The following is a 12,893-nucleotide window of genomic DNA, read 5'->3' on the forward strand; positions in this document are numbered from 1 at the left end:
AATATAAAATGTAAATGATAGTTGTTATCATTACTATTGTTTTGCTAAACTTCGCCACCTCAGTGATAAATTATTTTCTGAAATAGGTATTTAGCTTATTTCACCACTATCCAATTGCGTAGTTTGGAGTTAAAAATGCAATACTCTCGCTCTTCTGTTCTTTCCGCTTCTTGTATTGCGGTTAAGTTGGCTTTACTAGGTACAAGTGCAACGGCTTCCGCTTCAGATGATATAGAAAAAATCAGTGTTTATGGCAAACATAATAACATTATTCTGCAATCTGGTACTGCAACCAAGTCTAATATGGATCTTATGCAAACGCCTGCGGCGGTTGTTGTTGTTGACAAAGAGCTACTAGATTCGCAAAACGCAGCGACTTTGCAAGAAGCATTACGCAACGTAAGTGGTTTGTCTCAGGCTGGTAATAACTACGGCATTGGTGATTCACTAATGGTCCGTGGTTTAGGTGTGAACTATACCTACGATGGTATGTATGGCGGTGCTGATTTAGGGAACAGCTTCAACCCAACACGCTCCTTAACCAACATCGAGAGTATTGAAGTGTTAAAAGGCCCTGCTACAGGCCTTTATGGCATTGGTGCAGCGGGTGGGGTAGTTAACCTAGTTGAGAAAAAGCCTCAATTTGAACAAGCGCTTGCAATTAACGGTAAAGTGGGCGCGTGGAATACTTATGGCTTGGGCGTTGATTTTACAGATGCAATTACTGATAAGCTTGCCTACCGTGTTGTTGCAAACCATGAGCGTAGCGACGGCTATCGAGATCTAGAATCAAATAGAGACGAAATCTATGCAAGTTTGCGCTTTGAACAAAACAGTGAACATTCTATACTATTTTCAACAGCTTATATCGATGACTCACAACAGGTTGATTCAATTGGTGACCCTGTTCGAATTATTAACTGGGATAGTATTGCGGGGCAACCTGGACTAGTTACAGCTGATCGCTTGCCAAATGACCAACAATATGATGCCGAGAAAGGTAAATGGTTAGGTGTTCAATTGAACGATGAACAGCGCGCGCAACTTGCTGAGTCAATTCGTATCGGCGATGGCTTAAAGCCTTTCAATCTTGGCGATGGAAATCTTATTTCTCCTTTATCTCGCCCTAATGAAGGTGAAGAGTTACGGATAAAGCTTCGTCACGATTGGTATCTAAATCGCAACTCAAAGCTAACACAGCAGATATTATGGCGTAGTTATGATTCAGATTTTGTACGCCAAACGGGTGCATACAATTATGTTTATTGGGAGCGTAATGGTGTGATCAATGCAAATCCAAGAGCCCCGCTTGTGATTGATGATGTGTTATATCCTTATGCGGCTCGCCGTCAAGAATATCGTCGCCAAGTTGCCAGCGAAAAAACCTGGCAGTACTTTGCTGATTTACAGCTAACTTGGGATATGGGCTCTTTGAGCGGAGAGCACTTAGTCAGTGTTAACTATGAAAATCGTGATATGCGCTTAAAGAGTTGGTCTGCCTATGACGCCGATGGCAATGGTTCAGTGCCTTACATTTTAGATATTCGCAACCCAAATTGGCCAACGGGTGCTTTCGAGGATTATAGTCCTTCTCTACGCAGTAACTACGATAAAACGCTTACGGCGTATGGTATTAGTGCACAAGAGGTGGTGTATATCACTGATGCATTAACTGCTCGTGCTGGTCTTGCATATACTAGTTTGGAACAAAAATATCAGCATTTAGGAACAGAACGCTCACCTGAAGAAAGTGAAGAGCTTGATACAGATGATGCGGGTATGACGTATAATCTTGGTTTGAATTACCAAGTGACTCCTCAGCTGTCTGCTTTTGTAAACATGGCAAAAGGTCGTACAGCATACAGTGTACTGGGTAGCCTAGAAAATGAGGCTAATGCAAACCGTAAAAATCGACCTGACTCGGAATCTGAAACGTTAGATATTGGTGTGCGTTTTACTGCCTTTGACGAAGACTTATTAGGGTCATTAGTGTGGTTTGAAACAAAACGTACAAATCTAATGTATAACAACCCAGAGTACAATGATCAGCCTGGAGAAGACTACAACGTGAGTGTTCCACGCTATTTCTTTGATGATGAAGATGAGTCAAAAGGTGTAGAGCTGGACTTAAATTTAGCATTGAACGACCAAATCAGTGTGAACATGAATGCAACCTATCAAGATGCTGTTGAGATCCGTTCAAATGAGCGCTCAGGTCAAATGAAAGGGGTACCAAAAAAGTTTGCCAGCACGTGGGTGAAGTATACTCAACCTATGGAATGGTTTGGTGGTGCATTAGAGTATAGTCTTGGCATTAACTATGAGAGTGAAAGAACAATTAACTCTGTGTCTTTCGGTCTCCCAACAGCGACGATTGATGGTTATACCCGCTGGGACGCAGCGATTAAGTTCGATGCCGAGCAGTTCGACATTCAGCTAAACCTAGAAAACTTAACTGATGAGCGTTATTACAGTAAAGCATTGTTCCTAGGTGGTATGCCGGGTAATGAGCGTAACGCTAAGTTGAGCTTTAACTATAAGTTCTAATCGGTTCGAAAAGAAAAAGGAGGGAAGTCCCTCCTTTTTCTTTCTAAGCAGTCGATGCTTAGTCACGTTTAGATTAGTTAACCCCTTAACGGGATAAAAAATCAGTTATTTAATGTAACAAGTGATACGAGTGAGAAGCTCGTGTGGTGGTGTCTCCCTGACATCATTTAAGTACTCTTCGATAACGGGTACATCTGCAGGCTCAAACTCGCTGTTAGGTAACCATTGTCCAAACAGATATTCATACGGTATTTCTAAAGAGGCGTAGTCTCCTTGGTAGAGTAGGTTCGCCGTTTTGCCTTGTGGAATGGTGAATTCACAAAACCCCTCTGGTAGGGAGGCTGTTGTCTTTGGCACTAAAATTGTCGCCATTGATTTCAGTTTATTTTCCTCGACAGTTTTTGGGTCGTCAAAATACACACCAAAGAAACGCGTTTCTGCATCTAATAAACCTTGTTGTTGCGCCAGTAAGTTTAACTTTTCAAATGCCTGGCCAATTTGCATGTAATCGCCATGATGCTCAAGTCCGATCAACGTCATTTGCTCATTACTGCTGATTTCTACATTAAACATATTCGAATCCTCATCTGCCTTAATAATATAAAATTCGGCTGCATAGTCCTTTAACTTGGTCTGTTCACGTTGACGAAACAGACTAGGTGGTTGCTTGTATCGTTGGGAAAATGCTCGGCTAAATGCTTCAATACTTGCGTAGCCTGCTTTCTCAGCCACCTTTGCAATAGAGTCTTGAGTGCGAATTAACATGCCTGCGGCAACGTGTAGTCGCATTCTTCTCACGGTTGCATTGATGGTTTCCCCAGCGATTGAGCGATAAACACGGTGAAAGTGATAGGTCGACATATGGCATTGATCAGCAAGCGTGATAACATCAAGATCGCGATTAATATTGTTATAGATATAATCAATAACGTGATTTAAGCGAGTAGTGTAATGGCTTAAGGTCGTTGCTTTTCTAGTCATCGTTCACTTCATTGTTGGTTTATGCGGCCATGTGTGCCAATTTGTCTTAATACAGGGTCAAATTGAAGGAGCAAATCTGCCTCTCACTACTCTAAAAAATTTCTTATTTAGAACAACTAAATAGCAAAACCTTTGCCTTGCCTCAAAATAGATCACCTAATTAAGCTAATGGCTTTTACAGCTCCGTGATTAACGTCGGAGCTGATATGGCTTATCTTGGCAGAACTCGATTTGATAATGTTTGCTGATTTGTATTTTAGACAACTTACTGGCTTTCCGTCAGTGCTTTTTCCACCGCTTTAAGAATAGATGATTTGGTTGAAGGCTTGGTGATGTATCCTGTAAGCCCTAAAGATGCCCATTTTCTAATTATGTCTTTGTTTTTATTGCTTGTTAAAGCAATGATCGGCAGTTTTTTACAATGTGGAATGTTGCGAATATTTTTTGTTGTGTTGTAGCCATCGAGTTCAGGCATAAATAGATCCATAAACACCATAGTGAATTTATGCTTCCTCAATGTTTTTATTGCACCTAGTCCACTGGTTTCACACTCTACTTTATGTCCCTCGTCGCGTAAAATTTTAGCTATCATTTCACGGTAGATTTCGTTGTCTTCGACCACCATTATTTTTATTTCTTCTTGCTTTGTTTCAAGTGCTTTCGGCTCACTAATGTTAACTTCACCCGTCTCACCAACTGGCAATACATTCTGCGCTAGCTGTGCGCATTTTGAGTTGTCTTTTTCACTCAGTAACGCGGTAAGCTCTGCGATAGAAAACTGTTTATCTTTCAGCCTCTTTGTTAATTCATGAACGCTATCTGCCAATTGATGTTCTAATTCATCCAATAGTGGCGATAAGTGTTTTTGCTTCAGCTCATTGAGCAAATCATCTTGAACTTTGTTAATTCCTTTTTCATTATCTAGGTTTCGCCTTACTGTCTGTAGTGTCTCATCCGCTTTTTGATGGTACAAAGCTGCATCATCAATGAGTTGCTTTAATTTATCATCGATGCGACCAAAATGTTCTTCTCGGATCTTAGTGACCTCAGATGTGCCCTCTGTGCGAACCAAAGCATTATGCAAGATCATCCGAAATCGGTAATTTTCGTACATAGGTTTGTAAACAAAGTAATCGGTAAAAATACCTTTCATACAACACCTAAAGGCGACACCTGATTCTTTATTTTCACATAGTAGGATGTTCTCATGGGCGTAATTAAGCAGGCCATGTTTTGCAAGTAGACTGTATATTTCTACGCTTTTTGCAACCGTACTTCGAGCAATGACGATAACATCAGGTGGTGATTCTGTAAGCACTTCAGCGACTTCTTTATGGCTTGTTAGTGTGCGAAATGCGCTTACCTGAGAAGCAACAATGTCAACAACACCACTTAGATCTGCTGGATCGTCACAGATGATGATAACTTTTGGATGTCGCTGCGCGTGTTCAACTTCTTTTTTATGCATAAATTCCCTCTGGGTTTGAGAGTACAGCAAAGACTACTAAGTTTAATTATTTACTAGAATGAGACTTTTGCAACGCAGATTCGGAGACCATTTGTAAAAACTCTGACGGCGGACAAGGTGGGTAATAATAATACCCTTGTATGTATTCTACTTCGTAGCTTTGTAGCACAATTAGATCTTCCACCTCTTCGACCCCTTCAGCTACCACCTCTAGTCCAAGTTGGTGCGCCATTTCACAGGTACTAGCAATAATGACACGCTTATTGGGCTGTGTAGAGCAGCCATCAACAAAGCACCTATCTATTTTTAGCTCATCAAAAGGTAGCTCGCTAAGTTGTTTTATTGAGGAGTAACCTGTACCAAAGTCATCTATTGATAGTTTAAAGCCTTTAAGCTTTAGACGCAGTAACACGTCAAGCGCACGCTTGATATTGTCTAATAAATGGCTTTCAGTTAACTCTAAGGTGATCTGTGAAGTGGGGGTGAAGTACTCTTCACAGATAGATTCGAGCTTTTCTGGGAGTTTTATGTCTTCGAGTTCTTTAACACTCAAATTGATACTAAATTGAAGTGCTTTTAGAACATCGCGATTATGGCTTAGCAAAGATAAGGTCTGTTTCAACAAATTATAGGAAAGTAGATGAATTAAATTGTGCTCTTCCATTGTCGTGATGAATTGTGAAGGTTGAACTATACCATCGCTGTTATGATGCCATCTCGCGAGCACCTCTGCGCCAATAATGGTACCTGACGGACTTGCAACTTTGGGCTGGAAATAAGCACAAAACTCCTCACGCAATAACCCTTCGTAGATTTCATCTTTACTATAGTTTTGTAATGCATGTTGGGATCTTGCGGGGGTACCTCTGGACTGAAGTTGACTATAAAGCTCTCTGAGCTTAGTTATAGAAAGTGGTTTTTCTAAACTGGATATAATATTGAGGCCATGCAGTTCAGCCAGTGCAGCGGTGTTCCTAATAAATAGGTCTTTTTCGCCACTTAGCAATGCGATAGGTGCTTGAATGTTTAGTTCGGCAAATTTTCTTAAGATTTCAACACCATCCATTTGTGGCATATTGATATCGAGTAAAATAAGAGAAGCTTGATGAAGCTCTTGGCTTTCTAATGCAGACGCTCCATTGATAAAACCTTTAAAAAGGCACGGTGTTTGATTGGCAACCAACAGCTGTAATTGAGTGAGGATGAGCTCGCTGTCATCAATTGCAATAATTAGGTGCTTATTATCTATCATACATACTAAGCCTGAGTTATTTAGCACACGATCAAGTTAGATCATCTACATTAAGTATAGAAGCGATTTCAGCTTGTGCATTATCAAAGAGTGTTAAACACTGATTTAACAAGCTTTCAATCTTGGTGGAGTTGCCCTCACTTGCCGCTCGTTCGAGTTCTGCCATCTTTTCGGAAAGTTGTATTGCGCCTACTGCTTTGGCGGAGGTTTTTCCCTGATGTGCGATATTCTTGATACTTTCAGTGCTATTCATGTCAATTTCTTGCAGCAGCTTTTTCGTATCTTCTACAAAGCTTCTCAAAAAGATATGCTGTAGATCTTTATCTGTCCCGACATACTCACCGAGTATAGCGAGGTCAATATGATGGGTTGGTGCAGACAATTCTTCTAAAAGTGAAGCGGAACGAATAGGTGCTTGAGCGTTTGTTTTTAAATGACTTGAAAACCACTTTTTGAGTTTACTGTTCAACTTTTGTAGTACGATGGGTTTAGCAATGTAGTCATCCATACCCGCTTGGAAGCAGATATCTTGCTCACCCTCTAAGGCATTAGCGGTAGCCGCGATGATCGGTATATGGCCCAAATTGTGTATTTGCTCATTTTCTCGTCTTTTCCTTGTAAATTCATAACCATCCATTACAGGCATATGGCAATCTGAAATAATGAGTGAAAAGTTATACTGCTCAAGTAGTTGCAAGGCAACTTTGCCGTTGTCAGCAATGATACATTGGTAACCTAGTAACGCTAACTGTCGCTTAAATAAGTCCTGATTATAAACGTTATCTTCGACCACCAAGATGAGTTTATTTATTGCTTGTGCTTCATTTATGCTTGGTACGGTTACAGATCCTAGGTTATCTCTATTTTTGTTATCTGAGTCACATTCGATTAGTCCTTCTAGCGAGGCGATGTGTGAGACAACTTTATAGGCGTAGTAAGGATATAGTGCCAAATTTGACACTCGGATGCTGTTATTAGAGGGCAGTTTGTCCTGATTATTATCCAGTAGCACATACTTGCAACTGCTCTCAGCAATAAAAACTTCTTTTCCTTCGGTTGTCAGGCGTTGAAAAGCTTCGGCCGTAATGACGAGATAATCGAATTGCTGGCTATCAATCAGTTGTGCATTAAAAAGTTCTCGAGGGAATATTTCGCATTGTGCTTCGTATATTCGCAGTTGATTTTGCAGGTCTTTTTCAAACTTATCTTCGTCACCGACTACGGCAATTTTAAGCCTATCTAAGGTCAGATCTGAATCGCTATTCTGCTTTGGTACTTCATGGTATGGCAATGTAACAATGAAGTTGCTGCCGAATCCCTCTAGACTCCTACATTCAATTTCTCCCTCCATCATGCTTACGAGCTTGTGGGTAATGGAAAGCCCAAGACCTGTACCTCCGTATTGTCGTTGAATACTGCTGTCAGCTTGTACAAAGGGTTTGAAGAGGTTGTCTACTTGCTCTTCAGACATGCCTTTACCATTATCTTTAACGCTAATTTCCATTAAGTTGTCATCAACAGAACGGCCAATTGTAACCTCTACAAATCCCACTGCGGTGGCGGTAGTTTTGGTAAACTTTAACGCATTACCGACCAAATTTAATAAAATTTGCCGTAGCCTAACCGGATCACCCAATTGCCAAATTGGCAACTGTGGTGAAAGGTAAAAAGCAAGTTTGATTTTCTTTGAATCGGCCTGATATGCAAGTAATTCTGCGAGCTCGCTGATGATTTCCTGCCAGTTAAATGGTGTTGATTCAAGCTCCATTTTACCCGCTTCAATTTTTGAAAAGTCTAAAATATCGTTTATTATTCTCAGTAACACCAGTGCCGAGCTTTTCGCGACTTTAGTAAGGTGAGACTGCTCATGGTCAAGATCCGATTGGGCGAGAATATCTAGCATGCCTACTACGCCATTCATCGGCGTTCTAATCTCATGACTCATTGTAGCTAGGAAACGTGATTTTGCTTTACTAGCTTGCTCTGCTTTTTTGCGAGCTTGCTCTAACTCATCCGAAAAGTTGACGCTCTTAGTCATGTCATTCTGATAGATAAGGGTGTACTTTCCTGATTCGGTATTAATGTTTTTTACTAACACGTTGAACCAATACACTTCGTTTTTTATATGGTATTGACAGGTAGTTTGCGCTTGGTAAGACGTTTGGTGTTTCGATTGCTCAAGCATGTCTAGCAGGCCTTTGCTATCGACTAATGGCAGTTGCTCAAAGAGTTGGACAATGTCTGAGCCTTTGTTGATAGTGCTCCCCATAAACTGATATTCAATATTAGAAGCGCATTTTAGGTGCTCATTAAACTGATTTAACATAGTAATTTTCTGTTTTTCATCAATTAACAAGATAAAAGCAGGAAATGAATCAATGGCTTCTTGAAGTAGCTTCTCAGTAGACTTTTGGATCTTGAGTAATCGTTGCGCAGAGGTTCTTTCTGCTTCTGCCTCGTGCATTTTTTCTAGCGCTTCTTTTCGTGCGGAAACAAGCTCTTTCTGTATTCTTTTTTGACGATTACTTTCATTAACTTGATTGGTTATATCTTTTACAACGCCAACAATAAAATGTGTATTTTCACTGGAATAATACTTTAAATTAAGAATAACAGTTAGATACCGAGTCGAAGATTCATCACTTAATGTTAATTGAAACTCACGGGACTGTTCATGAGTTAAGGATCGTAGGTTTGAGTGTAACCTCTTTCTATTACCTCTATCGAGTGATTTTACGATTGGCTTTAAGTCGTAGTAATCATCGTCATTGTGTAAACTAAACAATGCTTTAAAGCCCTCAGAAGCATGCGTAAAGTATTGCCCCACAGGCATTTCAAAGCTGCCAATTACGGCAAGCTTTTCAGAAGCATTGAGGAGTGTTTGACGTTTTTGAATTGCATCTTTTGCGGCCTGCTTTTCTTTTTTTGCTTTTTGTTGAGCGCGATAACTAATTATTAAACCAAACAAACAAAATGCAACTAGGGCTAGCACTTGCCAAATAAACTTTATTTCTATCGTGTAGAGTAGGTCTTTATTGAAAGCTTCATGTGAATAAGCATAAGTGCCTATTTGAAGCTCCTGATCCCAAACTTTTGCGCTTAAAAAATCAGCTGACTTATTATTATTTAATAGTAACTGAATTAATGGTGTTAGATTACCACCCATTTCTAGAGTTTGCAGTTCCTGCAGTGTGTAGTAGCCAGATGCGTTTTCAAGGCGAGTATTAAGGTTTAACTCTAAGCTACCAAGTAACACGTCAAGTTGCGTTTCATACCAATACAGTGTGTCAGTTAGCCCTGAATTGGAAAGCCCGATCCCGGTCATAATAAGTATCCGATGACCATCGTTTCCTGTTATCACTTTCGTCACAATGCCACCACGCAGCAGGTTATCTTGGTTTTGTGAGTAGAGTGATGTTATCTGGCTTTTTTTTAAGTATTGAGTGTCATGTAAGTCGTTGAGGGTCAAAGTTTGCAATTGAGTGTGCTTAGCATTGCTGGTATCTATACTCGCTTGCTTGAGCTCTTCAATCATTGGGTTATACCACAGTGTTTTTAGGTGATTTATTCGCTCCAAAGACTGATTATTAAGTTGCCTCAATGTTTGCACCTTAGATAAATATAATAGCTGCTTTTGGCTAGCTGAATGCTCGACAAACAATACTGCAAGTACTGAGGAAAAAATGACGATGAGCTGAGCTGTTTGTGCTCTTAGTGGCGCGGTTTTATATACTTTTAATTCTGTAAACGCTTTAATTAATAGGCTGATGAGTATGAAGTAGATAACAGCGGTGGCGCAAGAAGTAATAAGTGAAGCGTGTGCTGTTTGCTGCGACTTTTGCATGCGCTCTGAGGCTGAGTCCTTCATGTATGACAATAAACTTAAGCTGCCGTCGGTGAGGAGATTGAGGTAACTGGTGCTACTATCCCACCACGTATAATGTGAGAGGTTATTTTCCAGTCCTTGATTGAACAGATGTAGAGTTGATGCCACAGCACTAAACCCGTCAGAGGTAGTAGCGACGTTGTACAGCTGCTCTGTATTTTGATTATCTTTCAAGCTTTCTAAAAGGGTAATATGGGTTGCATAGTTGTGCAACGCGCTTCTCATGGCCCTTAACTGGATATTTTCTTCATCCGCGGTTAAGTACCGACTTATCTTGGCTCTAAATCTACCGCCTAATTCAATCGCTCTGATAAGCGAGTGGATATTTTGAAACTGAGCATTGTTTTGGTAATTACTAAAGGTATTAATGTAGGATTGTTCGGTTTGTATAGTACGTACCGTATCGGTCAGGTAATTGATCAAAATAGTGTAACGGAGGAACAGCTGCTCATGGTCAAAGTCGACTTGTCGACTGAGTTTTCTAAGTGCTTGTACATCCTCTTTTAAAGTTAGCTGGAACTGTTCAAAGTTCTGGATGCTAGTAAACTTCTCTGCAGCTAGTTTTTGTATATTTTTATCTGTCTCTTGGTAATATGCCTTTAGCCGCGTATTATGCTCGTCTTCAGGCATGAACCCTGTCGACATCCCCCTCTCACGCTGTAGACTAAATATTACTTCAATTGCTTTATCAAGAGCGGAAAGGTTGTTGTAATAATGGGCTAGGCTTTTATGGACAATGCGGCTCTTATTGAATTCGTTAATTTCGAGATAAAAGCCGCTTAAACAGATTAGGGAAAAAATGGTCAAGGTGATTAGTTTTAGATATTTGCTCACATTTGCCACCTGCGTTATCTCATAAAACAAACTATAGTAGAAATATAAACGGTGTCTAATTAAGTGTATTATGAATCCCCCAGAGCTACCCGACAACGAATATGCCCGGCTACACGCCCTTTGGGATTTGGCGGTACTGGATACTGATGCAACTGAAGAATTAGACAGAATTACCCAATTTACTGCCCATGTTTTTGATGTTCCAATCGCATTGGTTAGCCTTGTTGACAAAGATAGACAATGGTTTAAATCTCGCTTTGGATTAGATGCGGAGCAGACTTCTCGAGATGTTTCTTTTTGTGGTCATGCGATATTAGGAGAGACTGTATTTGTCGTAAGCGATACGCTCGAAGACACTCGTTTTATGGACAATCCTCTGGTACAAGATGCACCGTATATTCGCTTCTACGCAGGTGCGCCACTCATTTTATCTTCAGGGTATCGTGTCGGAACTGTGTGTATTATCGATACAGAGCCTCGTGAACTTGGCGCAGAGGACTGCAAAATTTTACAGCAAATCGCTAGTGATGTTGTGAAACAGTTGGAGAAAAATAAGTAATACCGATGCGCCCAATTAAGAGATCTACTCTGGAGCGAGAAAACCTTGCCGATAACACTCCTACCACCGAGGGGATTACATCAATATAGACACTGTGTAATTACCGTGGCAATTTAGACTGGTTGTGAAATAGGAAAAGTATTGCCGCAAAAAGTGTTGTAATTATTAGTGCATTTGGCTTTGGTAAGAGTTACAATTGCGATTGTATATCATTGCCGTTTAGCGCAATGCTTAAACAGCAATTACGTATCTTGTCACCTTGATTTATCTGCCTTGATTCATCGTCATTCTGCAACTGGAGCGGTGTGATTAAGTGGGACACAATACTCAACATTAGTTTTTGATTTTTTATTCTAAGCATAGAGATACGTAGCATTCTATTTTACAAAGGTACACGATTCATTTCATGACAGATATTACAACGCACCAAGCTTCTCGGCGAAGGCTGCTGATTGCGCTTGCAATCACATGCTCGTTTATGATCATTCAAGTCGTTGGTGCTTATTATGCGAATTCTCTCGCTGTGCTGGCAGATGCCGGGCATCTATTTGTTCATAATAGTTCATTGTTTATCGCACTAATTGCGTCTAGTGCTGCTGTTTATTTAGCCAAAACCTATAACGATGGCTATAAAAGAGCTGAGTATACTGGTGGCTTGATCAACGGCATTCTATACCTATCCATAGCTGTGGTTATTTTACTCGAGGGAAGCGAGCGTCTGTCTCACCATGCAGGTGGGCATGATTTAGAAGTGAACAGTTATTTAATGTCTATGATTGCCGCCATTGGATTTCTGTTTCATGGCGCTTCTGCATGGGTGTTATACAAAGGCAGAAAAGATAGTATCAACGTTTATGCCGTGTTTCTTCATTCATTCTTTGATTTACTTTCCACTATTTCAACTTTCGTGGCCGGGGTGATTATTCATCTAACTGGCTGGGAGATAGTAGATATTCTTTCAAGTATGCTGATTTCTGTTTTTGTGTTGTTTACCGGCATCAAGGTGATAATGGCCTGCCTTAAGGGTTTATCTACTTCGTCTGAGGTTTTACCGACGGTGCAGGAGGTTGAAAAAACCATAGTGTCCACTGAGCACGTAGAGAGTGCACATAATATTACGATCAGTAAAATTGATGGTGCAGTGGTTATTGGAGCACATGTGGTATTAAAGCATCACTGTACTATCGAGTCCCATGACTCAGCATGTCGAGTGGAAGTGGAAGAAGCGTTGAAGAAGTCTTTCAATGTGTTGAGTAGTGTACTACAAATTGAAAGCCATGACTGCCCACATCATTAGGACTAACAGAGTTTAAAGTGTGATATAGTTTTTCGGTTATTTCTTGCGCCACCTTGGCAGGTTTTAAAT

7 protein-coding genes are annotated in these 12,893 nt (G+C 40.4%); 3 read left to right on the forward strand and 4 right to left on the reverse strand.

The annotated features are described in order from the left end of the window. Positions 1-135: 135 nt before the first annotated feature. On the forward strand, positions 136-2,547 hold the full coding sequence (locus L1D50_RS15905; RefSeq protein WP_239966384.1) for a TonB-dependent receptor: 2,412 nt from the start codon (positions 136-138) through the stop codon (positions 2,545-2,547). Positions 2,548-2,652: 105 nt separating this feature from the next. Here L1D50_RS15905 and L1D50_RS15910 read toward each other — a convergent pair whose 3' ends face one another. The 4 genes from L1D50_RS15910 to L1D50_RS15925 form a co-directional block, all read right to left on the reverse strand. Further along, positions 2,653-3,528, reverse strand: coding sequence for a GyrI-like domain-containing protein (locus L1D50_RS15910; RefSeq protein WP_239966385.1), 876 nt, complete (start codon positions 3,526-3,528; stop codon positions 2,653-2,655). A gap of 265 nt (positions 3,529-3,793) precedes the next feature. Continuing rightward, the gene (locus L1D50_RS15915; protein ID WP_128726208.1) at positions 3,794-4,996 is read right to left on the reverse strand and encodes a response regulator; all 1,203 of its coding nucleotides are present in this window, start codon (positions 4,994-4,996) and stop codon (positions 3,794-3,796) included. Between the two features lie 46 nt (positions 4,997-5,042). Then, positions 5,043-6,248, reverse strand: a complete 1,206-nt coding sequence (locus tag L1D50_RS15920) for an EAL domain-containing response regulator (protein ID WP_128726207.1) — start codon at positions 6,246-6,248, stop codon at positions 5,043-5,045. Between the two features lie 31 nt (positions 6,249-6,279). Next, positions 6,280-10,968: an ATP-binding protein gene (locus L1D50_RS15925; protein WP_239966386.1), complete on the reverse strand. Its 4,689-nt coding sequence runs from the start codon at positions 10,966-10,968 to the stop codon at positions 6,280-6,282. Between the two features lie 70 nt (positions 10,969-11,038). Here L1D50_RS15925 and L1D50_RS15930 point away from each other — a divergent pair, with 70 nt between their 5' ends. Further along, positions 11,039-11,527 (forward strand): GAF domain-containing protein, encoded by a 489-nt coding sequence (locus tag L1D50_RS15930; RefSeq protein ID WP_239966387.1) that lies wholly within the window; start codon positions 11,039-11,041, stop codon positions 11,525-11,527. 406 nt (positions 11,528-11,933) lie between these two features. Next, complete coding sequence (locus L1D50_RS15935; RefSeq protein ID WP_138523524.1) at positions 11,934-12,824, forward strand: cation diffusion facilitator family transporter; 891 nt, start codon at positions 11,934-11,936, stop codon at positions 12,822-12,824. Positions 12,825-12,893 lie beyond the last annotated feature (69 nt).

It is taken from the genome of Pseudoalteromonas sp. Isolate6 (genome assembly GCF_022398435.1).
Taxonomy (GTDB): domain Bacteria; phylum Pseudomonadota; class Gammaproteobacteria; order Enterobacterales; family Alteromonadaceae; genus Pseudoalteromonas; species Pseudoalteromonas galatheae.